The organism is Ilumatobacter sp. (genome assembly GCF_046290335.1).
Classification (GTDB): domain Bacteria; phylum Actinomycetota; class Acidimicrobiia; order Acidimicrobiales; family Ilumatobacteraceae; genus Ilumatobacter_A.
The window spans coordinates 1,798,574-1,823,719 of the sequence record NZ_JBKAGH010000001.1; the positions used below are offsets into that span (position 1 = coordinate 1,798,574).

The 25,146-nt window shown below is 66.5% G+C and carries 24 protein-coding genes; 5 read left to right on the forward strand and 19 right to left on the reverse strand.

Annotation, left to right across the window (positions count from 1 at the left end):
* Window positions 1-27: 27 nt before the first annotated feature.
* Both ACE37B_RS08080 and ACE37B_RS08085 read right to left on the reverse strand, forming a co-directional pair.
* A complete protein-coding gene (locus tag ACE37B_RS08080; protein ID WP_409922764.1) occupies window positions 28-735 on the reverse strand; it encodes a J domain-containing protein in 708 nt (235 codons plus the stop codon).
* A gap of 114 nt (window positions 736-849) precedes the next feature.
* Entirely contained in the window at window positions 850-1,668 is an 819-nt protein-coding gene (locus ACE37B_RS08085) for a hypothetical protein (protein WP_409922765.1), read from the reverse strand.
* Window positions 1,669-1,816: 148 nt separating this feature from the next.
* Here ACE37B_RS08085 and ACE37B_RS08090 point away from each other — a divergent pair, with 148 nt between their 5' ends.
* Both ACE37B_RS08090 and ACE37B_RS08095 read left to right on the forward strand, forming a co-directional pair.
* On the forward strand, window positions 1,817-5,293 hold the full coding sequence (locus ACE37B_RS08090) for a reprolysin-like metallopeptidase (protein WP_409922766.1): 3,477 nt from the start codon (window positions 1,817-1,819) through the stop codon (window positions 5,291-5,293).
* An 87-nt stretch (window positions 5,294-5,380) separates the two neighbouring features.
* Entirely contained in the window at window positions 5,381-6,466 is a 1,086-nt protein-coding gene (locus ACE37B_RS08095) for a hypothetical protein (protein WP_409922767.1), read from the forward strand.
* Window positions 6,467-6,499: 33 nt separating this feature from the next.
* On the opposite strand, the gene ACE37B_RS08100 is transcribed toward ACE37B_RS08095, so the two are convergent.
* Window positions 6,500-8,314, reverse strand: a complete 1,815-nt coding sequence (locus ACE37B_RS08100) for a prolyl oligopeptidase family serine peptidase (RefSeq protein ID WP_409922768.1) — start codon at window positions 8,312-8,314, stop codon at window positions 6,500-6,502.
* Between the two features lie 112 nt (window positions 8,315-8,426).
* On the opposite strand from ACE37B_RS08100, the gene ACE37B_RS08105 reads away from it, so the two are divergent.
* Window positions 8,427-8,960, forward strand: a complete 534-nt coding sequence (locus ACE37B_RS08105) for an SRPBCC family protein (protein WP_409922769.1) — start codon at window positions 8,427-8,429, stop codon at window positions 8,958-8,960.
* A 58-nt stretch (window positions 8,961-9,018) separates the two neighbouring features.
* Window positions 9,019-10,011, forward strand: coding sequence for a class II fructose-bisphosphatase (gene glpX / locus ACE37B_RS08110; RefSeq protein ID WP_409922770.1), 993 nt, complete (start codon window positions 9,019-9,021; stop codon window positions 10,009-10,011).
* 37 nt (window positions 10,012-10,048) lie between these two features.
* Here glpX and ACE37B_RS08115 read toward each other — a convergent pair whose 3' ends face one another.
* From ACE37B_RS08115 to rpiB, 15 genes are all read right to left on the reverse strand, one after another.
* Complete coding sequence (locus ACE37B_RS08115) at window positions 10,049-10,345, reverse strand: DUF1330 domain-containing protein (RefSeq protein ID WP_409922771.1); 297 nt, start codon at window positions 10,343-10,345, stop codon at window positions 10,049-10,051.
* Window positions 10,346-10,430: 85 nt separating this feature from the next.
* Window positions 10,431-10,850 (reverse strand): ATP synthase F1 subunit epsilon, encoded by a 420-nt coding sequence (gene atpC / locus ACE37B_RS08120; RefSeq protein WP_409922772.1) that lies wholly within the window; start codon window positions 10,848-10,850, stop codon window positions 10,431-10,433.
* A 7-nt stretch (window positions 10,851-10,857) separates the two neighbouring features.
* On the reverse strand, window positions 10,858-12,300 hold the full coding sequence (atpD, locus tag ACE37B_RS08125) for a F0F1 ATP synthase subunit beta (protein WP_409922773.1): 1,443 nt from the start codon (window positions 12,298-12,300) through the stop codon (window positions 10,858-10,860).
* 52 nt (window positions 12,301-12,352) lie between these two features.
* Window positions 12,353-13,621: a F0F1 ATP synthase subunit gamma gene (locus tag ACE37B_RS08130; RefSeq protein ID WP_409922774.1), complete on the reverse strand. Its 1,269-nt coding sequence runs from the start codon at window positions 13,619-13,621 to the stop codon at window positions 12,353-12,355.
* Window positions 13,622-13,793: 172 nt separating this feature from the next.
* On the reverse strand, window positions 13,794-15,386 hold the full coding sequence (gene atpA, locus ACE37B_RS08135) for a F0F1 ATP synthase subunit alpha (protein ID WP_409922775.1): 1,593 nt from the start codon (window positions 15,384-15,386) through the stop codon (window positions 13,794-13,796).
* Window positions 15,387-15,410: 24 nt separating this feature from the next.
* A complete protein-coding gene (gene atpH, locus ACE37B_RS08140; RefSeq protein ID WP_409922776.1) occupies window positions 15,411-15,938 on the reverse strand; it encodes an ATP synthase F1 subunit delta in 528 nt (175 codons plus the stop codon).
* A complete protein-coding gene (locus ACE37B_RS08145; protein ID WP_409922777.1) occupies window positions 15,935-16,516 on the reverse strand; it encodes a hypothetical protein in 582 nt (193 codons plus the stop codon). The genes atpH and ACE37B_RS08145 overlap by 4 nt, the downstream gene beginning before the upstream one ends.
* Window positions 16,513-17,157: a hypothetical protein gene (locus ACE37B_RS08150; RefSeq protein WP_409922778.1), complete on the reverse strand. Its 645-nt coding sequence runs from the start codon at window positions 17,155-17,157 to the stop codon at window positions 16,513-16,515. The genes ACE37B_RS08145 and ACE37B_RS08150 overlap by 4 nt, the downstream gene beginning before the upstream one ends.
* Before the next feature lie 143 nt (window positions 17,158-17,300).
* Window positions 17,301-17,576, reverse strand: a complete 276-nt coding sequence (atpE, locus tag ACE37B_RS08155) for an ATP synthase F0 subunit C (RefSeq protein WP_409922779.1) — start codon at window positions 17,574-17,576, stop codon at window positions 17,301-17,303.
* A 61-nt stretch (window positions 17,577-17,637) separates the two neighbouring features.
* Entirely contained in the window at window positions 17,638-18,417 is a 780-nt protein-coding gene (atpB, locus tag ACE37B_RS08160) for a F0F1 ATP synthase subunit A (protein WP_409922780.1), read from the reverse strand.
* A gap of 71 nt (window positions 18,418-18,488) precedes the next feature.
* Window positions 18,489-18,938, reverse strand: coding sequence for an ATP synthase subunit I (locus ACE37B_RS08165; protein ID WP_409922781.1), 450 nt, complete (start codon window positions 18,936-18,938; stop codon window positions 18,489-18,491).
* Window positions 18,938-19,246: a hypothetical protein gene (locus tag ACE37B_RS08170; protein ID WP_409922782.1), complete on the reverse strand. Its 309-nt coding sequence runs from the start codon at window positions 19,244-19,246 to the stop codon at window positions 18,938-18,940. The genes ACE37B_RS08165 and ACE37B_RS08170 overlap by 1 nt, the downstream gene beginning before the upstream one ends.
* 111 nt (window positions 19,247-19,357) lie before the next feature.
* Window positions 19,358-20,647: a glycosyltransferase family 4 protein gene (locus tag ACE37B_RS08175; RefSeq protein ID WP_409922783.1), complete on the reverse strand. Its 1,290-nt coding sequence runs from the start codon at window positions 20,645-20,647 to the stop codon at window positions 19,358-19,360.
* Window positions 20,648-20,788: 141 nt separating this feature from the next.
* Window positions 20,789-22,030 (reverse strand): serine hydroxymethyltransferase, encoded by a 1,242-nt coding sequence (gene glyA / locus ACE37B_RS08180; protein WP_409922784.1) that lies wholly within the window; start codon window positions 22,028-22,030, stop codon window positions 20,789-20,791.
* Between the two features lie 89 nt (window positions 22,031-22,119).
* The gene (rpiB, locus tag ACE37B_RS08185; RefSeq protein ID WP_409922785.1) at window positions 22,120-22,566 is read right to left on the reverse strand and encodes a ribose 5-phosphate isomerase B; all 447 of its coding nucleotides are present in this window, start codon (window positions 22,564-22,566) and stop codon (window positions 22,120-22,122) included.
* Between the two features lie 122 nt (window positions 22,567-22,688).
* Here rpiB and ACE37B_RS08190 point away from each other — a divergent pair, with 122 nt between their 5' ends.
* On the forward strand, window positions 22,689-24,170 hold the full coding sequence (locus tag ACE37B_RS08190; protein ID WP_409922786.1) for an acetyl-CoA acetyltransferase: 1,482 nt from the start codon (window positions 22,689-22,691) through the stop codon (window positions 24,168-24,170).
* A 69-nt stretch (window positions 24,171-24,239) separates the two neighbouring features.
* Here the strand turns inward: ACE37B_RS08190 and ACE37B_RS08195 are convergent, their stop codons facing one another.
* A complete protein-coding gene (locus tag ACE37B_RS08195) occupies window positions 24,240-25,142 on the reverse strand; it encodes a hypothetical protein (protein WP_409922787.1) in 903 nt (300 codons plus the stop codon).
* Window positions 25,143-25,146 lie beyond the last annotated feature (4 nt).

Consider the following 25,146-nt stretch of genomic DNA (forward strand, 5'->3'; position numbering starts at 1 on the left):
CCGTCGCGGATCCCAGCCGATGCGGCGTCAGTCGGCCGCGGAGTTCGCGGTGAGGATGCGACGTGCTTCGGTGAGATCCGACATCGCCTTGGCCGCGTCGATGGCCGCCCCGCCATGATCGGGGTGCACCTCGCGCATCCGGTCGCGGAACGCTCGCATCACCTGACGCTTCGACGGCTTCTTGGCGGTCACGTCGAAGCCCAACACCTGCATCGCCCAACCGCGTGGATCGGCCAGTGCCTCCAACGTCGTCGACTGCGACCCGGCGAAGTGGGCGATCATCGACGCGCCGATCGGACCGCGCCAACGAGCGGCCTTTTGCAGCACCGGAACGATCATTCGACGGTGCTCCATCGCCAGCCGCTCGACGGCGTAGACCGCGCCGAGCACCTGAGCGAGATCGGTGCCGACGGTGTCGAAATCGAACGAGATGTCGTCGCCGTCACCGACCATCCGGTGCGTGCTGTGCGACAGGCCATGACGATCGATCTGGAATCGATGCCGAAGTCGCGGCTGCACGATCCGAGACCCTTGACCGACTTCGTTGATGAGTTGGTGGATGTCGCCGACGAGATCATCGTCGATGCCATCGAGGTGCTGCGCGACGATCGCACCCAGCAACAGCCCACCGAAGCCGGGCGCGGGGTCGACGGGGAGCACCACGTGCCCGAGCGCGATTCGTCGTGTCGGCTGCACGGGTCGACTGTGGAAGATCTCCAGTTCGGCCAGCAGCATCGAGTCGAACGCTACCGAGGCTCGAACGGCGTTGCGTGATCGTCGTCGATGCGCCCGTGACCGCGTTGCGCCGCACGAAGCGGCGAAATTTCTCGCCCGCTGCGTGCGCGGGCGTCAGACGTACTGGCGCAGGAGTTCGCGCAGCCGCTGGGCGAGGCCGATCACGTCGGACGATTCTTGCAGGTGCAGGTCGGTGCCGTCGTCGTCGACGTGGTCACCGGACGCGTCCTCACCCATGCGGGCGACGATCTCGTCGACGCCGCTCACCACTTGTGCCCAGGCACGCGGCGCCATCGCGTACGGCGGATGCTTGGGGCTCAGCAGCGGTTCGACGTCGATCAGCTTCGTGCGAGCCTTGGCGTCGAAGGGATCTTTCGCGAGCTTGTCGGCGGCCAGGAACAGATCGGACAGCACACCGTCGGGTGGTTCGTTGCCGATGTTCGAGTCGTCGGCCGACATCAACTCTCCGGCCTCGATCGCGTCGAGGAGGTCGTCGACCGCTTCCTCGGCGTCGCTGGCGACGAGCAACGTCGTGCCCTCCCATCGATGCGGGATCTCGGACTCGACGAGCGACTCGGTGAGCACGGTGCGATCGCCCGGCGTCCATTCGTCGAGCCCGAACTCGGTCGATTCGGCGTCGACGTCGAGGGTGATCGGGAACGGGCCGATCTGGGACTCCAACAACTCGAACATCGCATCGGTGGCTTCCTCGACGATCTCCGGGACGATGAGTTCGTCGCCGTCCCACGCGTGGGGCAGATCGTTGTCGGCGAGCGCCTCCGACAACTCGGCTCGCTGATCGAACGTCCAGGCGCCCAGGTCGTAGTGGACCTTCACGACCGAGGGGTCGTCGGGATCGAAATCGATCGGCTCACCCGCGTTGGCACGCGTTTCGTGCTTCTGGGCGCCACCTTGCTTGTTCACGAATGCCACGACCGCACGCTAGCGGTCACGGGCACGACGCAGGGGGGCACCAGCACCCGTCGACCGGCCGACGACCCGAGGACAACAGAGTGCTACGTTCCCGGGTGCGCCCGCGAACCGAAGCGGCATGCGGGACGCCGTACCTGAAGGGACGCACATGCACCGACGCCATCTCAGCCTGCTGCTCGCCGCCATCTTGACCGTGACGGCCGCCGTGGTCGGCACGGCCGGCATCGGGTCGGCCCAGCGTGATGCCGATCCGATCTGGTCGCCGCTCAGCGAGCGCGCCCAGGCGGATCTGCTCGACGACGCCGACGATCTCGGCGCACTGCAACCGCAGTCGTTCACGGCAGCCACCCTGCGCCAGGACCTCCTCGACGAGCTTCTCGCGCCAGCGCGTGCCGGACGCGGCACCACGGCGGCCAACGTGCCCACGGTGGTCACGATCCCGTCACCCACCGGCGACATGCGGTCGTTCGAGGTGGTCGAGGCCACCGCGTTCGAACCCGCGCTGGCGGAGAAGTATCCCGAACTGGCCGCGTACGTGGGCACCGCGACGGACGGATCGGGCGACACCGTGCGCTTCGAGTCGACACCCTCGGGCTTCCGGGCCCAGGTCGCCTCGACTTCCGGCTGGTGGTACGTCGATCCGCGCGTGCACACCGACACGAGCGTCTACCTCTCCTACTTCCGTTCCGATCTCCCGATCACCGCCCGACCGGCGCCCGGCACGCTCCTGCTCGACCCGACCGACCTGATCGGCACCGTCGACTCGAGCGGCACCGGCACCGTCGACTCGACGGAGGCGCCGGACCTCGCCGAGCGTCCGGGCCTCGACGACGTCGCCGCGTCGGATCTGCACGCCCGTTCGAACGGCACCCGCCAGCGCACCTACCGCCTCGCGGTGTCAGCCGACAGCACCTACTCGACGTTCCATGGCGGAACGGTCCCGAACGTGTTGGCCGCCTACGCGACGCTCGTCAACCGCCTGAACGGGATCTACGGTCCGGAACTGGCCATCCAGTTCGTCCTCGTCGACGACACCGACCAGTTGATCTACCTGAACGACGGCGGCTGCCCGGGTGGTGGATCGTGGTCGACGCCAACACCAGGACCGAACTGCGACCCGTTCGGTAGCAGCAACGGCCAGAACCTCGACCGCAACCAGGTGGTCACCGACGCCGTGATCGGTACGGCGAACTACGACGTCGGCCACGTCGTCGTCGGACTCGACTGCGGTCTGGCAGCGACGCCGGCGGTCGGGTCGCCGAGCTTCAAGGCCCAGGGCTGCTCGGGACTCAGCGTTGGGTTCGGGGGCCCGATCGGCGACCCGTTCGTCGTCGACTACGTCGCGCACGAACTCGGCCATCAGTACGGCGCGCTCCATACGTTCAACTCACAGGTGTGCGGCTCCAATCGCAACAGTCCCGCGGCGTTCGAAGTCGGCGGTGGTACCACGATCCTCGCGTACGCCGGAATCTGCGGCAACGACGACGTCCAGATCATCGGCACCGCGACGGGAGCGACGGGCGCCAGCGACCCGTACTTCCACTCGTTCAGCCTCGACCAGATCATCACCTACACGACCTCGCCGGGCAGCCCCGGGAACCTCGGCGCTGCCAACTCGGGCAACTCGGTCCCCGTCGCCGTCGCAGGCCCCGACGGCGCCATCCCCGCCTCGACCCCGTTCCGGCTGACCGGGCGTGGAACCGACGCCGACGCAGCGACGGTGTTGCGGCACAACTGGGAGCAACGCGACCTCGCCCCGTCGTCACGGACGCTCGGAAACCCCGACGTCGCCGCAGGTGCGCTGTTCCGTTCTCGTCCGCCGAGCACCGACCCGAACCGCTACCTGCCGACGCTGCAGGCGCTGGCCGACCAGACGAGCAATCTCGACGGGCCCTGCCCCGCGCCGAACAACTTCGATGCGGCGACACAACAGTGCTGGGCCGAGTTCGTCCCCAACGTCGAGCGCTCGCTCAACTTCCGACTCACGGTGCGCGACGGTCACCCGACGTCCGGCGGCGTGAATCACGACGACCTCGTCGTGCAGGTCGTCGACACCGGCGCACCATTCGCCGTGACGTCGCCGAACACTGCGGTGTCCTTGCCCGGCGGTAGCACCCAGACCGTCACCTGGAATCCCGCCGGCACCAACGCCGCGCCGATCAGTGCGGCCAACGTCAACATCCGCGCCTCACTCGACAACGGCATCACCTATCCGTACGTGTTGGCAACCTCCACGCCCAACGACGGCAGCCACTCCGTCACGCTGCCGGGCGTCGCCGCCGACACGCAGGCACGGATCATGGTCGAGAAGGCCGGCACCGCATGCGGCGTGTTCTTCTTCGACGTGTCCGACGTGGCGTTCACCCTCACCGCAGGTGGCACGCCGACTGCGCCGCCCGCTGCCGTCGCCTGCGACTCGCCGGCGCCGCCACCACCAGACCCAGACCCTGATCCCGACCCGGATATCGATCCGCCAGCCGGCACCAACGCGTTCACCACGCTCGCGCCGGGCCGCTTCGTCGACACGCGACCCAGCGGCACGACGATCGACGGGCAGTTCGAGCGGGCCGGGGTTCGCGGCGCCGACACGCAGTATCGAGTCGACATCGCCGGCCGTGGCGGGGTCCCGAGTGGGGCGAAGGCGGCCATCATGAACGTCACCGCCGTCGGCGCGAACGGCACCGGCTTCGTCACCGTGCATCCCTGCGTCAGCCCGCGGCCGGTCGCGTCGTCGCTCAACTTCACCGCCGGCGTCAACCTCGGCAACGAGATCGTCGCCCCGCTCACCGCCTCGGGTGAGGTGTGCCTCTACACCAGCCGGGCGACGCAGTTGACCGTCGACGTCACCGGGTTCGTGGCAGCCGACTCGCCGACCGTTCCGGTCACTCCCGCACGCTTCCTCGACACCCGCCCGAACGGCTTCACCTTCGACGGCCAATCGGAGGGTGGGGCGAAGCCGCAGGCCGGCGACACCGAGTTCCTCACCGTCGCCGGTCGGGGCAGCGTTCCCGCCGACGCGGCCGCCGTGATCGTCAACGTCACCGCGGTCGCCGCCGAGCGCACCGGGTTCGTCACCGTCGACCCGTGCGGCGCCGAGATCCCTGTCGCTTCGTCGCTCAACTTCGTCGCCGGCGTCAACCGCGGCAACGAGATCATCGCCAGCGTCGACTCCGAAGGTGACATCTGCCTGTTCGTCTCGGCCAACGTGCATCTCACCGCCGACGTCGTCGGGTTCCTTCCGGCCGGCACCGACCTCACGCCCGTCGAACCCGGTCGAATCCTCGACACACGCCTCAACGGCAGCACCGTCGACGGCGCGTTCGTCGGAGACGACAAGCGAGCCCCCGGCAGCCAGTTCGTCCTCCAGGTCACCGGGCGCGGAGGTGTGCCGCTCGACGCGACGAGCGCCGTCATCAACGTGACGGCCGTGGGAGCCGAAGGCAACGGCTTCGTCACGGTGCACCCGTGCATCACGCCACGGCCGGTCGCGTCGTCGCTGAACCATGTGGCCGGGGTCAACGGCGGCAACGAGATCATCGCCCGGCTGTCGGCGACCGGAACCATCTGCCTCTTCACCTCGGCACGTACGCACCTCACCGTCGACGTCGTCGCCGCGATCTCCTAGACCCGCCACGTATCGCTCGGCACACCGGTCGGGGGCGTCGTGCGTTCGTTTGACTCTGCGTTGACGTTCGTCGTGGAGAGTGTTGCCATGACGAAGATCGAGCATCGCTCACGCTGGGCAGCGATCGGAGCGGCAGTCGCCGTCACCCTCGGAGCGGGCGGCGGCTTCGGACTGGCGAACGCCGTCCAAGACTCGGGGGAACGGTCCACCTACGTTCCGATCAGCCCGTGCCGACTCATCGACACACGAGCGAGCAACCAGGTCGGTCCGCGCAGTTCGGCACTCGGACCGAACGAGACGTACACCATCGAGGCCCGCGGACAGCAGGGGCAGTGCACGGCGGCCGACCTCCCCGACGACGCAAACGCGCTCGTACTCAACGTCACGGCGCTCGGCGCGACGAGCCAGACGTTCCTCACGTTCTGGCCGGCCGGCGACCAACCCGAGGCCGCCAGCCTCAATCCGTCACCGGGCGCACCCCCGATCCCCAACGCGGTGACCACCCAACTCGACGACGACGGCAACTTCCGAGTGTTCAACGAGCGAGGTTCGGTCAACGTGGTGATCGACGTCTCGGGCTACTACGCAGACCACAACCACGACGACCGCTACCCGCTCAAGACCGACGTCTACACGAAGTCGGAGGTGTACACCAGAGCCGAGAGCGACGCCCGCTACTACGACCGGGCAACGGTGAACGGTCTGATCGCGATCGGCGCACTCGAGAGCGGCACGATCTCGGTACCTGCACAGGAGTTCCGCCACCGGGTCAGCGGCGCTGGGTGGCAGATGCAAGGCGGAGCCATCTACGTGCCGAGCGGCGAACCGAACGCCGTCCTGGAGGCACCGGTGCTGCTTCCCGAAGGCACCAACCTGGGCCAACTCCGAGCGTCGATACTCGATGATGTCAGCGGCAAAGACCTCCATGTCGAACTCGTCAGATACGCCGATGACGGCACCCGCACCATTTTGGCGCTCGCCGCCTCCGTGGCGACGGGCGGTTTCGCCTTCGACGAGTGGATCTCGAAGTCCCTGATCGACGAGCAGGTGGACAACGATGCGTACACCTACGTCATCGAAGCGAGTCCTCGACTCACGACGAACAGTGCGGTCACGACGTGGCCCGACTTCAGCATGCAACTCCTCAAGGTGGAGATCCAGTACGCGGACTGACCGGCCGACGACGAACCGGATCGGATGCGTCGATCAACCGAAGCGAGCGAGAAACGACTCCGTTCGCCGGTACTCGTCGGCGACGTTGTCCGGGTCGCGAAATCCGTGCCCTTCGCCCTCGTAGACGACGAAGTCGACGAAGCCTCCTCCGGCTCGAACCCGCTCGACGAGCGCGTGGCTCTGCTCGATCGGAACCACGGGGTCATCGGTGCCGTGGAAGAGCAACAGCGGCGAGGTGATCTGCTCGGCCCGGGTGATCGGCGAGAGGTCGGCGAACGCACGCTCCGACGCGTCGCTCCCGTCGAGCGGCGCAACCAGCGTGTCGGTGTAGTGCGCTTCGAAACGATGTGTCGCCTCGGTCAGCGCCCGCAGATCGCTGACCGGATACGCCGTCACCGCCCCCGCGACGAGTTCGCCGTGGTCGGCGAGCAGGCCGAGTGCGGTGAGCCCGCCCGACGACCCACCGATCACCACCGTGCGTTCCGGTGACGACCAGCCTGCGCCATGGGCGTGGCCGATGAGATCGGCGGTGTCGTCGACGTCGAGGCGTCCCCACCGGCCGTGCAGCGCCTGCTGGTAGCTGCGTCCGTGCCCCGTGGTGCCGCGCGGATCGACGACGAGTACGTCCCAGCCGCGGCTGCGCCAGTACTCGATGCGCGGTCGCCAATCGACCTGCCACTGGTCGGTCGGCCCGCCGTGCACCCAGCACAGCAGGCGGCCGTCGCCGGCGACGTAGCGCCGCGCATGGAGCGTGGCACCGTCGACCGACGAGTGCGCCTCCACCAACTCCGGCTCGACGAGCGCGTCGCGATCCCAGTTCACGTTCGGACCGACGGCGATGCTCCGCCGAGTCGCAGAGCCGATCTCAGAGGCCGCCGACGTGGGCGCGTCGGCGATCCGATACACGACGATCTCGGTCGGGGTGCGGGCGCCCGAACGAACAGCGACGACTCCGCTGCCGTCGGCGAGCCAGCTGAGATGCCCATGCACGCCCCGCCCGAGTTCCGTGACCGTCGCGTCGCGGCGATCCACGACGGCGATCGACCCGAAACCGGCCTGGTTCCGCGCGATCGCGACGAGGTTGCCGTCGGGCGAGATGTCGTACGAGCGGTTGCCCATTCCCCAGGTCGGCCCGGCCTGCTCGACCGCCTCGGCATGCACCGGTTCGGCGTCGACGTACACATTCAGCCAGCCAGAGCCGTCGTGCACGTGGACGGGTGTGCCGTCTGGGGCGAATCGTGGCTGCTGCACTGCTGCGTCGACGACGCCGAACTCCGACAAAGCCGCGTCAGCAAGCCGACAGTCGACACGAACCGCAGCGTCCCACGGCATGTGCGGCGGGCTCCAGCCGGTCCAGGAGACCGTCGATCCGTCGGGTGCGACGGCCGGATCGAAGCAGAAGGCGTGGCGCCCGTCGTCGAGCCGCATCGTCGAGCCGTCGTCGAGCGATGTCCGCATCACCATGGCCTCGTCGACGACGTACACGACGAAACGCTCGGCGCCATTCCATCGACCCACCTGCGGAGCGCGGGCTCCGCCCTCGGCTGCTGTGACCTCGCGGCCGATTCGCGCTCCGGCCGGCTGATGCCAGACGCTGCCCGCCACCGTGACGTACACGAGGTCATCGCCGGCCCACGTGTAGCACCCGCCGCCGAGACCGCGGCCGGCAGCCGGATCGGGCCCGTGGCTGATGATCCTGGCCGTTCCGCCACCGATCGGTGCCTGCACGATGGCCACCGACCGCCCCCATCGCTGCACCCAGCTGATCGCATCGCCGCGAGGAGTGGGCCGCGGCTCGGTCAGGTCCATCCCCGACTGCACCAACGACAAGGGAATCGGCTCGTCCATCCCCCCACCGTAGAACTCCCCTCGCCACTCGTGTCGATCCACTCGATGTGTCGCACCGTCCTCGGAGACGGCCGAAATGGGTTCGGTGGATCCGATCGGTGAGAATGACCAGATGACGACTCCAGCGAGCCACGGATCCGACACGCCGACCGAAGCCAGCGCGGCCACTGAATCGTCGTCGAGCGAGGCCGCTTCGGCCACCACCGGGTCGGCGACGGTCGAGGTGGCCGCACCCGCAGCGGAGGTCTACGCGTTCCTGACCGATCTCGACCGCCTTCCCACGCTCAGTCCCGAGAACCAGCGCTGCGAATTCCTCGACGGCTCCACCGAGATCGCCGTCGGCGCCCGCTTCCGCGGCCACAACGAGGCGAAGGGTTACGAATGGCACGCCGACTGCGAGGTCACCGTCGCGGAGCCGGTGCACGCCTTCGCCTACGAAGTACCTCCCGGCTTCGAACACGCCACGACCTGGCGCTACGTCATCGAAGCGATCGACGAGGGCCGCTGCCGGGTGACCGAGTCGTTCGACGCTCCGATGCTGGCCATGCCGGAGGTGTACCCCGGCAAGATCGAGGGTCGACGCGACAATCTGGAGAAGGCCTGTCGGATCACGATGGACAACCTTCGAGCCGCGTTCGAGTCCTGATCGCCCCGTCGCTCGGTCGAAGCGGTCGGCGGAGGGCCGCGCGGTTAGCGTTGCGACCATGCCGACCCAGCGTCAGAATCCCGACCGCAACCTCGCGATGGATCTCGTTCGAGCGACCGAGTCCGCGTGCCTGGCCGCCGCACGGTGGGTCGGACGCGGTGAGAAAGAAGCCGCTGATGACGCCGCTGTCGAAGCGATGCGGCTGTCGCTGTCGACGGTGTCGATGACGGGCACCGTCATCATCGGCGAAGGGGAAAAAGACGATGCCCCGATGCTCTACAACGGGGAAGTGGTCGGAGACGGCACCGCGCCACTCGTCGACGTCGCCGTCGATCCGATCGACGGCACCACGCTCACGGCACACGGCAAGACCAATGCGCTGTCGGTGATCGCCGTCGCCGACCGCGGATCGATGCTCGATCCGGGTCCGTCGTTCTACATGGAGAAGATCGCCGTCGGTCCTGAATCGGTCGGCGCGATCGACATCACCGCCAGCCCCACCCAGAACCTTCGCTGGATCGCCAAGTCCAAGCGCGAAGACGTCGGTGACCTCACCGCCGTCATCCTCGACCGGCCCCGCCACGAAGAACTCATCCGAGAGGTCCGTGCCGCTGGTTGCCGGATCCGACTGATCACCGATGGCGACGTGTACGGCTCCGTCGCCACCTGCTGGCCCGACGCCGGGGTCGACGTGCTGTTCGGCATCGGCGGCACCCCGGAGGGTGTCATCTCCGCAGCGGCGCTCAAGGCGATGGGCGGCGAGATGCAAGCTCGATTCGCACCTCAGGGCGACGCGGAACGCACCGCGATGCTCGAAGCCGGCTTCGACCTCGACCGCGTGCTGACCCAAGACGACCTGATCCAGAGCGACAACTGCTTCTTCGCGGCCACCGGCCTCACCGACGGAGCATTGCTGCGCGGCGTCCGTTTCGACGCGCGAGGAGCGCGAACGCAAAGCCTGGTGATGCGTTCACGCTCCGGCACCGTGCGCTTCGTCGACGCCCGACACCGCGTGAAGAAGCTCCGCGAGTTCGCGGCGATCGACTACTGATTCGATCAGGTCGGACTCCCTCCGTGGGAGCGAGACCTCAGCCGAAGCCGTTGACCAGGACGGCGAAATGCTTCGACGTGGAGTCGTGGCGCTTGCCGACGACGGCCTGGTACTCGCCGGATTCGTAGATCTCGCAGGCCTTCTCCATCGACTCGAACTTCAGCACCACGGTCTGTTTGCCGGTGGTCTCGCCCTCGACACGCTCGGACGCCGGATCGAACACGACGATCTCACACTCGGCACCGATGCGCAGTGCCGGTGCGGCACCCTGCTGGTACTCCCCGTACAGCTCGGGGTTCTCGACGTCGTAGTTCACGATCAGGTATGCGCTCATCGAGCGATCATGCCAGGTCGCGATGTCGCGATGAGAGTCGCAGGCGACAGAGTGGGTCTGACCCACTCTGTCGTCGGTCATGACGTCAGGCGGTGAAGCTGTTGCCCGTCGCAACCAGACGCGCACGGGCCCGTGCTTTGCCCGCAACGGCGTCGGCGATGCGCGCCTCGATCTCTTCGTCCTTCAAGGTGCGCTCGTGGCGTTCGAGCGCCTCGCGGGCTCGAGTCACATCGATGTCCTCGGCGAGTTCGGCAACGTCGGACAGGATCGACACCGTGCCCTCGGCAACGGCGACGAATCCACGATGCACGGCAACGTCTTGGATCTTTCCGTCGGTGAGGTAGATGCGCGTGTGGTTCTCGACGAGCTCGCCGAGGAACGGCGCGTGGCCTGCTTGGAACGCGATCTCGCCACCGCCGGCGGTGCGCGTGATGACCATGTTCGCCTCACCCGAGAAGAGGACCTTCTCGGGCGACACGATGTCGACCTTCATGGGAGCGGCCATCGGGTGATCAGCTCTCCCGCAGGGCCTTCGCCTTGGCCTGCACCTGGTCGATGTTGCCGACGTTCAAGAACGCCTGCTCCGGAAGATCGTCGAGGTCGCCGTTGATCAGCGCCTCGAATGACTCGACCGTCTCGGCGACCGGCACGTATTCGCCGTCGAGACCGGTGAAGGTCTTGGCGACGAAGAACGGCTGCGACAAGAAGCGCTCGACCTTGCGGGCACGTGACACCGTGAGGCGGTCTTCTTCGGAGAGTTCGTCGAGACCCAAGATGGCGATGATGTCCTGCAGTTCCTTGTAGCGCTGCAGGGTCTCCTGCACGCGGCGAGCCACGTTGTAGTGGTGCTCGCCGACGACTTCGGGGCTGAGGATCGTCGAGGTCGAGGCCAGCGGGTCGACCGCCGGGTAGATGCCGAGTGCCGCGACCTGGCGAGAGAGCTCGGTCGTCGCGTCGAGGTGCGTGAAGGTCGTGAACGGCGCCGGGTCGGTGTAGTCGTCGGCGGGCACATACACGGCCTGCAAGGACGTGATCGAGCGGCCCTTCGTCGAGGTGATGCGCTCCTGCAACTGCCCCATCTCGTCGGCCAGCGTCGGTTGGTAACCCACGGCCGAAGGCATACGGCCGAGCAGGGTCGAGACTTCGGAACCGGCCTGCACGAAGCGGAAGATGTTGTCGACGAACAGCAGCACGTCCTGGCCGGCGACGTCGCGGAAGTACTCCGCCATCGTCAACGCCGACAACGCCACACGCAGGCGCACCCCTGGCGGCTCGTCCATCTGACCGAAGACCAACGCGGCCTTCTCGTACACGCCGGACTCCTGCATCTCCAGACGCAAGTCGGTGCCTTCACGCGTGCGCTCGCCCACACCGGCGAACACCGACACACCGCCGTGCTGTGAAGCCACACGGTTGATCATCTCGGTGATGAGCACCGTCTTGCCGACGCCCGCGCCGCCGAACAACCCGATCTTGCCACCGGCGACGTAGGGGGTGAGCAGGTCGACGACCTTGATGCCCGTTTCGAACATGCGAGCCGACGGCTCGAGTGCATCGAAGGTCGGGGCGGGACGGTGGATGTCCCAGCGCTCGACCTGATCCATGCCCTCGGGTTCGGTGTCGAGTGCTTCGCCCCACACGTTCCACACGTTGCCGAGGACCTTGTCACCCACCGGCACCTGGATGCCATGGCCGGTGTTGCGCACGGTGGCGCCGCGCACGAGACCATCCGTCGGCTTCAGGCACACGGCGCGGACACGACCGTCACCGAGTTGTTGGGCGACTTCGGCGAGCACCGTGATCTTCTCGCCGTCGAGGTCGACGTCGAACTCGAGCGCCGTGTTGATCTCGGGCAGTGCGCCACGAGGGAACTCGGCGTCGATGACGGGGCCGGCGATGCCGACGACCCGGCCGTCGAGGAGTTCGTGCTGTGGTGCGGATTCTGTCATGGTCATGACTGGTGGTCTCCTGGTGTGTGGTGCGTTCGCTGCGATCCGATGAAGCAGATCAGATCTGGTCGTCGGGGTACTTCTCGTTGTGGAATCGACGGGCCTGGCCCTGCCAGTCGTCGCGCTGAATACGGCCTTCGAAGCCGAGGTGATCGTCGATGCGATCCATGTCTTCGTCGGTCCAGGTGGTGATCTCTTTGAAGGTGAAAATGCCCATCTCGTGGAGACGGCTCTCGAGCACCGATGCGACACCCTTGATCAGCTTGAGATCGTCCGGCTCGAGCGTGGCGGTCGCCGTCGCTGCCGCCGCGGGTGCTGCTTCCGTCGAGCCATCTGCGCCCGCCGAACCAACCCCACCGGCGGGCGGGCTGCTCGGGTTGAACATCGAGCCGTCGTCGCCGAGGTCGAGATACGGCATGTCGAGACTGTCACCTTCGAGCGCAGCGGCACCGCTGACGATCTCCATGATCTCGGCCGTGATCGACGCCTGGCGAGCACGGTTCATCACGATGCTCAGGTTCGTGATCAGTTCCTGCGCGTTGTCGGTCGCCGACTTCATCGCGCGTTGACGGAAGGCGTGCTCCGAGGCTGCGGCGTTGAGCAACGCCGCGTAGATGCGGGCCTCGACGTAGCGAGGCAGCAGTGCGTCGAGAATGCTGAGCGGATCAGGCTCGAACTCGTAATCGGAGCCCGTGCCGTCGTCGGAACCGGCTTTGCCATCGCCACCGGCGACCGTCTCGCCACTCAGCGGAACGAGCGGTCGCAGCACGACTTCCTGGCTGCCCGCCGTGATGAAGCGGGTGTAGACGAGCTCGACCTTGTCGACCTCACCGCGCTCGTACAGGCCGACCACGTACTCGCCGATACGACGGGCGTCATCGTACGACGGCTGATCACTGAAGCCCTGGAACGATTCGCCGAGCTGGTAGCGACGGAAACGGAAGTAGCCCTCCGCCTTCTTGCCGACCGGCACGATCAAGTAATCGAGGCCACCGACGACGTCGGCCTTGACTTCGCCTTCCGTCGCGCGCTGCACACCGGCGTTGTAGCCGCCGCACAAGCCGCGGTCGGCCGTGATCGCCACGTAGCAGGTGCGCTCGATCTGCTCACGCCCCTTCAGCAATGGCGAATCCGACGTGCCGCCGGCTGCGGCGAGGTCCTTGACGACCTCGGTGATCTGCTCCGAGTACGGCACGGCCGCCTGCACACGCTGTTGGGCCTTGACGATCCGAGAGCCCGCGATGAGTTCCATCGCTCGCGTGATCTTCTTCGTCGACTGCATCGCCTTGATGCGGCCACGCAGGATTCGCTCCTGTCCACCTGCCATTACGATTCTCCCCGTCTCGGCGCGTGCAGTGGCAACCGCGTCTCGACAGCGACGAGCGCGTCGCTGTGGGCAGCGAGTGACTCGGCGCCGGTGAGCGCATTCTGCGAGTGTGCCATTCGGTAGGTTCCTGTTTCGGTCGTGTCTGATCGTGTCGTTCGAGCGTCGCCGTCGACTACTCGGTCGCCAGCGTCTTGTTCGACTGCGCGGCACCGAGTTCGTCGGCGTCGACAGCGGTCGGGTCGGCAGCCCTCGCCCGATCGGCGGTGCTCTCGAAGCTCGTCTTGAACTGTGCGATCGCGTCACCCAGGGAATCGGGCAGCCCTGACGAGCGGATCTCGCCGAGGAGACCGGCGTGCGTCGCTCGCATGTACTCGAGGAGTTCACGCTCGAAGCGGATGACGTCTTCGACAGGGACATCGTCGATGTAGCCGTTGGTCCCGGCGAAGATCGAGACGACCTGCTCCTCGACCGGCATAGGCGAGTTGAGCGGCTGCTTGAGCAGCTCGACGAGGCGATAGCCACGAGCGAGCTGTGCCGCCGAGATGGCGTCGAGCTCGGAGCCGAACGTGGCGAACGCTTCGAGCTCGCGGAACTGGGCGAGGTCGAGCTTGAGCGTGCCGGCGACCTTCTTCATCGACTTGATCTGTGCGTCACCGCCCACGCGAGACACCGAGATGCCCACGTCAACCGCCGGGCGGACACCCGACTTGAACAGGGCGTCCTGGAGGAACACCTGACCGTCGGTGATCGAGATCACGTTGGTCGGGATGAACGCCGAGACGTCCCCGGCCTTCGTCTCGATGATCGGCAGTGCGGTCAGCGAACCGGCGCCGTTCTCGTCGGACAGCTTCGCGGCACGCTCGAGCAGACGCGAGTGCAAGTAGAAGACGTCGCCCGGGTAGGCCTCACGGCCCGGCGGGCGGCGCAGCAGCAGCGACAGCTGGCGGTAGGCGTCGGCCTGCTTCGACAGGTCGTCGTACACGACGAGCGCGTGTTCGCCGTTGTCCATCCAGTGCTGACCGATGGCGCAGCCGGCGTACGGGGCGAGGTACTTGAACGGTGCCGGGTCGGCGGCCGGGGCCGTGACGACGACCGTGTACTCCAACGCCCCAGCTTGGCGCAGCGTGTCGACGGTCTGCGCGACGGTCGAACCCTTCTGGCCGATCGCGACGTAGATGCACTTCACGCCGAGACCCTTCTGGTTGAGGATCGTGTCGATCGCGACCGAGGTCTTGCCCGTCTTGCGGTCACCGATGATCAGCTCGCGCTGGCCTCGTCCGATCGGGGTCATGGCGTCGATCGCCTTGATGCCGGTCTGCAGCGGCTCGTGCACGGGCTTGCGGCCGAGGATGCCGGGCGCTTGGATTTCCATGCGGCGCTGCTGGGCGCCGACGATCTCGCCAGCGCCGTCGACGGGCACGCCGAGCGCGTTGACCACGCGGCCGAGCATGGCGTCGCCGACGGGCATCGACAAGATGCCACCGGTCGCCTTGACCGTCTGACCTTCTTCGATGTTGTCGACGTCGCCCAAGACCACGGCGCCGATCGAGTCCTCGTCGAGGTTGAGCGCGAGGCCGACCGAGCCGTCTTCGAACTCGAGGAGTTCGTTCACAGCCGCGTCAGGCAGCCCGCTCACACGAGCGATGCCGTCGCCGACCTGGGCGACACGGCCGACCGTGCGGGCCTCGACCGACGGCTCGAAGCCGTCGAGGTTCTTCTTGAGCGCCGACGCGATGTCGGCAGCGGAAATGGTGAGTTCAGCCATGATGTTTCCTGTCGTGTTCGCGGCTCAGAGCCGCGACTTCAGCTGGTCGATGCGGGTGCGTACGGAGTCGTCGATGACGTCGTCGCCGATGATGGCCACGACACCGCCGACCACGGACGGGTCGACGACGGCTTTGAGGTTCAGGCTCTTGCCCGTTGCGTTCTCGAGCGCTGCCTTCAGGCGCGCCTGCTGATCGGCGGTGAGCGCGACGGCCGTGCGAACCGACGCGACCTCGAGCATCTTGGCGCCGCTCGCCCGGCTGACGAGCTGGTCGACGATCGCCGGAAGGTCCCGCGAGCGACCGGAACCGACGACCATGCCGATGAGCTGCGTCGTCGTAGCGGTCGCCTTGCCACCGAGCAGATCGTCGATGATCGCCTGGCGACGCTCAGCGGGGATCTGCTCGTCGGTCAGCGCAGTGCGGAGTTCGTCGCTCGACTCGTACGAGCGAGCGAAGCGAAAGAGCTCGTCTTCGACCTCGTCGAGCGTGCCTTCGGCGCGAGCGATCTCGAACAGTGCCCGTGCGTATCCCTGGATCAGTGCGTCACTCATGATGCGCCTCCTGAAGCTCCGACTCGGGCGATGAAGCCCTCGATGAGTTCTTGGTGCGTGGCCTCGTCGAGCGAAGCAACGACACCGGATTCGATCGCACGCGATGCGTAGCGAGCGATGTCGGCCCGCAGATCGTCGACACCGCGGCCGGCAGCCGACGCGAGGTCGGATTCGGCCTTGACTTCGAGTTCGGCGATCTCGGCCTCGAGCCGTGCCCGACCCTCGACGAGCACCGACTCGGCTTGCACATCGGCGTCGGCGAACAAGCGCGAGCGCTCGCCGTCGACGTCGCCGAGCGAGGTACGGATCTCGGCCGCGTCGGCTTCGGCCTGCACACGGGCCGCAGCCGACTGATCGAGATCGGCCTGGATGCGAGCCGTGCGGTCGCTCATCGCTTTTGCGATCGCTGGCCACGCGAACTTGTAGAGCAGCGCGAAGACGATCGCCGTGGCGAGACCACCGATGACGACTTCCTTCAACGGCGCCCAGTACGGGCTCAGCGATGTCGTGCCGATGCCGTCGTTTGGCACGACCTCGGCTTCGAGGACGTTGGTGACGAACATGGTGAACTGGTTCATGATGTGGCTCCCGCTCCCATGGTCGAGCGAACCGACGTCTGCACGACGGACGGATCAGCCGGCTTGCCGGTGGCGATCTCGACCGCTCTCCCGACCACGTCCGACACTGCCGATTCGACGTCACCCATCGCTGCCTGGCGAGCTGCCTCCACCTCGGCGGCCACTTCGGCTCGCTTGGCTGCGATGCGTGCGTTTGCCTCGGCGAGGCGCTCCGAGCGCTCCTTTTCGAGCGTTGCCCGTGCGGCGTCGACCTTCTGCTGCGCTTCGTGACGAACCGATGCGAGGCGAGCCTCGTATTCGGCAACGTCGGCGCGCGCTGCGGCGGTCAGCGTCTGGGCGCTCTCGCGGTCACTCTCGATGCTCTCGTAGCGCGCCGTCATCCCATCCCGAACCTTCGGGAAGAGCCAGTAGCGCAGGCACAGCGCGAGGATGACGAAGGCGCCGAAGCCCCATGCCATCTCCTTCACTTCGGGCGCGATCGGGTTCAGTTCCGGGCAATTCGCCGGATCGGTCTGGAGTTCGCCGTTCAGATCGGTGCGTTCGCACACTGCTTCTTCTTCGCCATCCTCCACTTCGAGGGAGCCGGTGATGGCGATCTCGAACTGGCCGGAGGCACGAGTTGTCACGACGGCAGTCAGCACGTCAACTCCTTGTCGCTCATGGTGTGGCTCATGGTGTGGTCGGTCATGGTGTGGTCGGTCATTCGTCGTGGTTGAACGATCTGTGAGAAGTTCGGCTCGATACGAGCGTCGTTGAAGTCGGCTCGGCTCGAGCGGTCACGTGCTCAGGCGAACTTGAGCAGAATGAAGACGACGAAGCCGATGAGCGCGAGCGCCTCGGTGAAGGCGATGCCGAGGAACATGGTCGTACGGACCATGCCGGCGGCCTCGGGCTGACGGGCCATGGCCTCGACGGACTTGCCGACGAGGAACCCGATGCCGAGGGCGGGGCCGATGGCGGCGAGACCGTAGGCGTAACCGGCGGATGCGGCTGCCTCGATGCTCTTGAGTTCGTCGGCAGTGATGTCGGCCTGCTGAACGAGGGCGCTGAATGCTTCCATTGTTGTGTTCTCCTATGTGCTTTCTTCAGAGGTGGTAGGGAGATGTGGTGAGCGGGACGGCTCAGTGCTCTTCGCCGTGACCGGCGGTCGAGTTGCTGATGTAGACCGCAGCGAGGATCGTGAAGATGTACGCCTGCAGGAACGAGACGAGGATCTCGAAGCCGGTGATGCCGACCAGCATGGCGAACGGGAAGATGCTCATCGGGACGAGCGCGATCTGGCTCGTCTCGGCCATGGCGAGCGCGTGGGTGAGCAGTGCGAACGACACGAGCAAGATGTGGCCGGCGAGCATGTTGGCCATGAGACGCACGGTCAGCGAGAACGGCGTCACGATGATCGTCGAGATGAACTCGATCAAGCCCACGAGCGGCTTGAGCGCCGTCGGCACCCCCGGAGGCCACAGCAGGTGGCCGAAGTATCCGAGACCCTGGTGCTTGATACCCGTGCCGATGTAGACGACCCACACCAGCAGCGAGAGCACGAGTGGGATGGCGATGCGGGCGGTGGCCGGCATCTGGAAGAACGGCAAGATCCCCGGAATGTTGCAGAGGAAGATGAAGATGAAGAGGCTCAGCAGGAACGGGGTCCACTTCAGACCCTCCTTGCCGAGCGTCTGCATCACGATGCCCTGTTCGATGAACTCGATCGTCGACTCGGCGAGGTTGCGGGTCCCCGTCGGCGCCACGGCCGGGTTGGCACGGCTCGCGACGAGGAACAGCGCGATGCCGATGAGCGACGCCAAGACGGCGATCAGCGCGATCTTGTTGAACGTCGGGAAGATGTCTTGCCAACGAAGCAGTTCGTTGATCGGCGGGAAGACGAGTCCTTTGGCAGCGAGCACGTTGTTTCCGTTTCAGTCGAGAAGTGTGATGGACGAGAGTGTGTGTACAGCAGTCGGTCAGCGGACCGGTGTTACTGGCGGTGTGGTTTCAGCCCCGGATATGCCAGGGACAGTGCGACGTACTTCATCTCCCAGAACAGGAGTCCGAGGTGCGTGATGATGATGGTCGCTCCGAGTGCCGGAAGTGAAATCCACGACGAATCTTTCACGAGCCACACGGCGAGGAAGATGAGCCCGAGGCGGATGAGGTAGCCGAAGAGGATGGCTCCCATCATGAGTCCGACCGAGATCCGAGCCGCGATGGCGATGAGCCCGGCCGACAGGGCGAAGTTGCCGAGCACGATCGCGATGCCGTACATGCTCGACCAGGCTCCGTCGCCACCCCAGATGACGGTCATCGCCGCGATCAGCAGTGGGGCGACGAGGAGTCCGCGCTTCACCATGTCGTTCGACACGGTGACCTCGGGGGCCGGGCCCTCGAGACGGGTGGTCATCAGGTTGGGCGAATCGGTCGCCGCCATCAGGCCGCCTCACCGTTGGTCGTCTGCACCGTGGTCGACCCGCGAGCCGGGCCCGCGAGCTTCGCGACGCGCTCCGCCTCGAGTTCGTCCATCCGCTGCTCGTACCGGTACTTGAACTTCGCGAACAATCCGACGCCGCCGAGCAGCGACATGATCACCATGAAGACGGGCATCGTGCCGACGAGACGATCGAGACCGAACCCGGCAGCCAGGAACAGCACCATCACGATCACGGCATCCATACCGTGGCCGAGGGAATCCTCGGTGTTGACGCGCACGTTGCGGGGAGGTTTCGGGAGGAGCTTCATTGATCCAGGTGATTCAGCGGCACGCTTCGACGGACGATGGTCCGTAGCGCTTGTGAATGTTTGCACAACCTAGTGCACGTCGACAACTGAGACAACTCGACATCTGAACTGTCACGCGTCGGGTGTCGAATCGTTGGTCGATCGAGAACTCTCAGGGTGGACCTCAGCCACGTCGAAGAGGCTCGGCTGGTCGATCACCAGTACCGCGTCGCGCTCACCGGAGTCGGCGGCGGCATGCGCAGTGTCGGCGTCGTTCGGGCGTTCCATCCCGGCGGGCGGGGTGCCGTTGATGCGACGCTGCTTGCGGACGCTCGGATGCAACATCGTGAACAACGCGATGCCGAGCGCAGCGATCCCGAACGGCAGGTACGTCGGGTTCTGATCGGTGAGGGTCGGGTACAGGACGAACCCCGACAGCAGTGCGGTCCACGCCCACAAGATGAGCACGCTGCGACGGTGCCCGTGCCCGAGGTTGATGAGGCGATGGTGGAGGTGGCCTTTGTCGGCGGTGGCGAACGACTTGCGACTCGACACTCGCCGCAAGATCGCGAACACGGTGTCGAAGATCGGGACACCGAGGATCAGCAACGGGATGGCGATCGGCGCGAGGAAGAAGTACGTCGTGCCCACGAACTGCGTCTGGAACGGATCGGCACGACCGCCCACGACGCTGGTCGACACGGCGAGGAGGAGCCCGAGCAACAGCGCGCCGCCGTCGCCCATCATGATGCGCGCCGGGTTGAAGTTGTGTGGCAGAAAGCCGACGCAGACACCGACGGCGATCACCGCGAACAGTGGGCCGATGTTGCCGACGCCGAGGAGTTCCCGATCGGTGAGCTCCTGGCTGTAGAGGAAGAACGCGCCCGCGCCGATCGCCACGACCCCCGCTGCGAGACCGTCGAGGCCGTCGATGAGGTTGATCGCCTGCGTCATGCCGACGAGCCACAGGACCGTGATCAACGGCTGAAGTTCCGGCGCGAGGATCGTCGCTTCGAGATACGGCAGGCGGAAGTAGAACATCGTCACGCCGAACCACACGAGCGCCACCCCGGCAACGACGGTGAAGAAGACCTTCGCCGGCGCGCTGATCTCACGGATGTCGTCGACGAACCCTGCACCGAAGATGATCGCTGCGGCGATGAGCACTCCGAGCGGCTCCGAGTTCGAGGCGAACAACGACTCGAAGTCGTTCAACATCCATGCCACACCGAGGGCGACGACGAACCCGAGGAACATCGCCAGACCGCCGACGTCAGGCAGAGCGACACGGTGAACGCTGCGTGCGTTCGGTTCGGCGACCCAGCCGAACCGATTCGCGAGGCGAACGACGACCGGCGTGGCGAGAAAAGTGACCGCCGCGGCGATGATCCCGATCACGAGATAGGAATCGACATCCGGCACGGGAGCCCACATTACTCACCCATGGAGCAATCCTCCCGCAGAAACGTCATCGGGGAGGTCATCCTGGGAGGTCATCGTGCCAGGCACGATGACCTCCCCGATGACGTTTGGCGATGACCTTGGTGGTGAGCTCGCGTCGGGTCAGTACGCCGGGAAGCGTGCGCAGAGATCGGCGACCTCGGAGCGGATCGCGGCAAGCGCTGCCGCGTCGTCGCGCTGGCGCAACGCTCGAGCGATCAAGCTGGCGATGATCGGCATCTCGGCCTCGGTCATCCCCTGGGTGGTGACGGATGGCGTCCCGATCCGGACGCCACTCGTGACGAACGGGCTGCGCGGATCATCGGGAATCGTGTTCTTGTTGAGCGTGATGCCGGCTTCGTCGAGGCTCGACTGCGCAACTTTGCCGGTCAGTTCCTCGTCGAACGGGGTGAGATCGACGACCATCAGGTGGATGTCGGTGCCGCCGGACACGAGCCGGAAGCCCTCGTTCGCGAGCGCAGCGGCCAATGCCGACGCATTCGACACGACCTGCGCCGCGTACTCCTTGAACGACGGGTCCATCGCCTCACGGAACGCGATCGCTTTCCCGGCGATCGCATGTTCGAGCGGCCCGCCCTGCCAGCCGGGGAACACGGCTTTGTCGATGGCTTTGGCGTGGGCTTGCGTGGTCAGGATGCACCCGCCGCGCGGCCCCCGCAACGTCTTGTGTGTCGTGAAGGTGACCACGTCGGCGAACGGCACCGGATTCGGGTGCGCTCCACCGGCAACGAGGCCGGCGAGATGCGCGATGTCGAACATCAAGAGCGCTCCGACCTCGTCTGCGATCTTCTTGAACGGCTCCGGGTCAAGGCGACGCGGGTAGGACGTCGTGCCGGCGACGATCATCTTCGGGCGATGCTCGAGGGCGAGCTCACGCACGTTGTCCATGTCGATGCGATCCTCGGCACCGGTGCCGTAGGGGACGAAGTCGTAGAGGAGCCCGCTCGCGTTGACCGGTGAGCCGTGGGTGAGGTGACCACCGTGGTCGAGGCTGAGCCCGAGCACGGTGTCGCCCGGCTCGAGCAGCGCCTGGTACACGCACATGTTCGCGTTGGCGCCCGAGTGTGGCTGCACGTTCGCGTGATCGGCACCGAACAGCGCCTTCACGCGGTCGATCGCGAGTTGCTCGATCGAGTCGACGATCTGGTTGCCGCCGTAGTACCGCTTGCCCGGGTAGCCCTCGGCGTACTTGTTGGTCAGCACCGAACCGGTCGCTGCCATCACGGCGGGCGACGTGAAGTTCTCACTGGCGATCAGTTGCAGGCCCGTCGTTTGGCGCTCGACCTCGGCAGCGAGCAGTCGCTCGACCTCGGTGTCGGGATCGGTGGTGGTGGGGAAAGGCATCGGGTTCCTCTATCAGCTGTCGGTGGGTCGTAACGTTCAGACGCAACGGTCAGGCGTAACGGTTTGTGTCTGACACAAACCGATACGGGTCAGAATTCGGATTCGAGGGCGGTGATCTGGTCGACGCGGCGCTGATGGCGACCGCCTTCGAAGTCGGTGGTAGCGAACGTGGTGACGATTTCTTCGGCTAGACCGATGCCGACCACGCGACCGCCCATCGACAGCACGTTGGCGTCGTTGTGTTCACGGGCCATACGTGCCGTGTAGAGGCAGTTGCACAAGGCGGCACGGACGCCGCGAACCTTGTTGGCAGCGAGCTGCTCACCCTGACCGCTCCCGCCGAGGACGATGCCCCAATCGGCGTCGCCGTCGCGGACGGTACGGCCGACCCCGGCGCAGATCTCCGGGTAGTCGACCGACTGCGTCGAGTGTGTCCCCTGGTCGTCGACCTCGTGTCCTTGCAGCGTGAGGAACGTGACGAGGTGCTGTTTGAGATCGAACCCGGCGTGATCGGATCCGATTGCGATTCGTGCCATCGTGGAGTGAGTGTAGGACTGCAACGCCGACCGGGCCTCACGGATTGGATCGCGACGTGGCGTGTCGAACGTCTCGGTGAGCGAATCGTCGCTCGGACCTTCCGGTTTCTAGGGTTCGCGCCGTGACTCTCGATCCCCGCACCCCCGTCATCGTCGGCGTCGGCCAATACCTGCATCGTTCGGAGTCGCTCGCCGACGCGCTCGAGCCGGTCGCGTTGATGGAGCGATCGGTGCTCGCAGCGGCCGCCGATGCCGGACTCGACGGCCCGCCATGCGCTGACTCCGTGCGCGTCGTCAACATCATCGGCTGGCGCTACCGCAACGCGCCTCGCTTTCTCGCCGAACGTCTGGGCCTGTCCGACTGCGAACTCGCGGAGTCGACGGCAGGCGGCAACAGCCCGCAGGCGCTCGTCAATCGCACCGCCCTCGACATAGCGAGCGGTGCCGTCGACCTCGCGATCCTGTCCGGGGCCGAGGCGTTCAGGACCTACATGCGCGCCCGCAAGGAGAACGTCACGCTCGACTGGCCCAAGGCCGATGAACACGATGTCCCGATGACCATCGGCAAGCCCCTCGACATGAACCATCCGCACGAGCGCGAACTCGGCATCGTGATGCCGGTCCAGGTGTATCCGATGTTCGAAACCGCGCTGCGCGCAGAGGCCGGCCGTACGGTCGAGGAGCATCAGGCGCATCTCGGCGCGCTCTGGTCCGATCTGAGCCACGTCGCAGCATCCAACCCGTACGCGTGGATCCGCGAGCCGAAGTCGGCCGAGGAGATCACGACCGTCGGTCCGAAGAATCGGATGATCGGGTTCCCCTATCCGAAGCTGATGAACTCCAACAGCGACGTCGACATGGGCGCCGCGTTGATCATGTGTTCGGTCGAGGTCGCCGAGCGGCTCGGCATCGCCCGCGATCGCTGGGTGTTCCCGCGTTCGGGCACCGACTGCCACGAGCACAACTTCGTGTCGAATCGCGACACGTTCGCGCGGACCCCGGCGATCGAACTCGGTGGACGTCGGGCACTCGATCTGGCCGGCGTGACGATCGACGAGGTCGCGCTCATCGATTTGTACTCGTGTTTCCCCTCGGCGGTACAGCTCGGTGCGGCGTCGCTCGGCGTCGACCTCGACCGGCAGTGGTCACGTACCGGTGGGCTGCCTTTTGCTGGCGGGCCGTGGAACAACTACCCGATGCACGCGATCGCGACGATCGTCAGCGAGTTGCGCGAGCAGCCCGACGAGTACGGACTCGTCTGGGCCAATGGTGGCTACGCGACCAAGCACTCCTTCGGCGTCTACGCCGCGACACCGCCGACCGACGGGTTCGGCTACGACCACCCGCAGGCCGAGATCGACGCGTTGCCGAAGCGATCGTTGGCGATCGGCGAGGAAGCTGCAGGATCGGCCGACATCGAGGCGTACACCGTGATGTTCTCCCGCGACAACGAACCCGAATCCGCGATCGCCGCGTGTCTGTTGCCGGACGGTCGGCGCGCGTGGGGGAAGTCGTCTGACACCGCGGTCGCCGCTGCGATGTGCGACGGCGAGTGGGTCGGCATCAGCGTCGAACTCGACGCCGACGCGACGATGCGCGTCTGATCGACGCGGCCGTCGTTCGTCGACCGACCGCCGTTGACCAGTCACCCCGCCGGGGACCCGACGGCGAAATCAGTCGACTCGGTCGTTGCCCGCCAGCGTCCCGCGGTCGGGGCAGTTGACGAACAGGTACTGCTCGGTCTGCGGGAACCGGACGTCGACGATCAGGCTCGGGTCCTCGGTGATCGGTGGTAACTCGCCGAGCAGACCTTGGGATGCTTGCTCGACCTGATCGACGAACTCGACGGGGATCTCGACCTCGAGCGTGTCCGATTCCGTCCCGTTCGCCGTGACGGCAGCCAACCAGGCGGCGCCGAGCGTCTCGATGCCAGCAGCGTCGACGCCCGCGTCGACCAGCAGGGTCCTGGCCCGGTCGGCTCGTCGCAGCAACGGGGCGGGGAGCTCGGACGTCAGCGCCGACCGCTCGGCTTCCAGCTCCGCGGGCAACGAGGCGGCGAGATCGTCGACAGCGGAGATCAGCACGTCGTTCGCGACGACCTCGTGCGTGGCAGCGACCGCCGGATCGCGAAACGCCCACCCGAACGTGAGTGCCTGGTACGAGCCGGCGAACTCGCTCCAGGCACGGCAGAACGCATCGGTGCTGTCGATGCCGGGCACGCCGGTGTCGGGCACCGGCTCGATCGGATCGAGGACCGAGTCGGACACGACGACGTCGGGCGGCTGCGGCGCCACGGGTCCGAGTTCACTCGCATCGCCACCGGAATCCAGCGGCGCCGGGGTGAACACGTCACCGGTGTCCGAAGGGAGGCCGTTCGATCCGTCGCTCGCGCCGTCGGCCACGATGTCATCGGAGTCCGCATCGGAACACGACGCCATGCCGAGCATCGCCGTGACCGAGACCGCCGCAACGATCGCAGGCCGCCGACGAGTGGTGCGCCCCATGCGCTCGACGACACCGCTGCTCGCGCTGCGCCGTGCGTCGCGACGTGCCGTCGGCGAGCCCTGCGTTTCCATTCCG

Bases quoted from the DNA above. Each gene is read 5' to 3' on its own strand.
- ACE37B_RS08080 (WP_409922764.1), bottom strand. From the start codon at position 735: ATGCTGCTGGCCGAACTGGAGATCTTCCACAGTCGACCCGTGCAGCCG.
- ACE37B_RS08090 (WP_409922766.1), top strand. From the start codon at position 1,817: ATGCACCGACGCCATCTCAGCCTGCTGCTCGCCGCCATCTTGACCGTG.
- ACE37B_RS08095 (WP_409922767.1), top strand. From the start codon at position 5,381: ATGACGAAGATCGAGCATCGCTCACGCTGGGCAGCGATCGGAGCGGCA.
- ACE37B_RS08100 (WP_409922768.1), bottom strand. From the start codon at position 8,314: ATGGACGAGCCGATTCCCTTGTCGTTGGTGCAGTCGGGGATGGACCTG.
- ACE37B_RS08105 (WP_409922769.1), top strand. From the start codon at position 8,427: ATGACGACTCCAGCGAGCCACGGATCCGACACGCCGACCGAAGCCAGC.
- glpX (WP_409922770.1), top strand. From the start codon at position 9,019: ATGCCGACCCAGCGTCAGAATCCCGACCGCAACCTCGCGATGGATCTC.
- ACE37B_RS08115 (WP_409922771.1), bottom strand. From the start codon at position 10,345: ATGAGCGCATACCTGATCGTGAACTACGACGTCGAGAACCCCGAGCTG.
- atpC (WP_409922772.1), bottom strand. From the start codon at position 10,850: ATGGCCGCTCCCATGAAGGTCGACATCGTGTCGCCCGAGAAGGTCCTC.
- atpD (WP_409922773.1), bottom strand. From the start codon at position 12,300: ATGACCATGACAGAATCCGCACCACAGCACGAACTCCTCGACGGCCGG.
- ACE37B_RS08130 (WP_409922774.1), bottom strand. From the start codon at position 13,621: ATGGCAGGTGGACAGGAGCGAATCCTGCGTGGCCGCATCAAGGCGATG.
- atpA (WP_409922775.1), bottom strand. From the start codon at position 15,386: ATGGCTGAACTCACCATTTCCGCTGCCGACATCGCGTCGGCGCTCAAG.
- atpH (WP_409922776.1), bottom strand. From the start codon at position 15,938: ATGAGTGACGCACTGATCCAGGGATACGCACGGGCACTGTTCGAGATC.
- ACE37B_RS08145 (WP_409922777.1), bottom strand. From the start codon at position 16,516: ATGAACCAGTTCACCATGTTCGTCACCAACGTCCTCGAAGCCGAGGTC.
- atpE (WP_409922779.1), bottom strand. From the start codon at position 17,576: ATGGAAGCATTCAGCGCCCTCGTTCAGCAGGCCGACATCACTGCCGAC.
- ACE37B_RS08165 (WP_409922781.1), bottom strand. From the start codon at position 18,938: ATGGCGGCGACCGATTCGCCCAACCTGATGACCACCCGTCTCGAGGGC.
- ACE37B_RS08170 (WP_409922782.1), bottom strand. From the start codon at position 19,246: ATGAAGCTCCTCCCGAAACCTCCCCGCAACGTGCGCGTCAACACCGAG.
- glyA (WP_409922784.1), bottom strand. From the start codon at position 22,030: ATGCCTTTCCCCACCACCACCGATCCCGACACCGAGGTCGAGCGACTG.
- rpiB (WP_409922785.1), bottom strand. From the start codon at position 22,566: ATGGCACGAATCGCAATCGGATCCGATCACGCCGGGTTCGATCTCAAA.
- ACE37B_RS08195 (WP_409922787.1), bottom strand. From the start codon at position 25,142: ATGGAAACGCAGGGCTCGCCGACGGCACGTCGCGACGCACGGCGCAGC.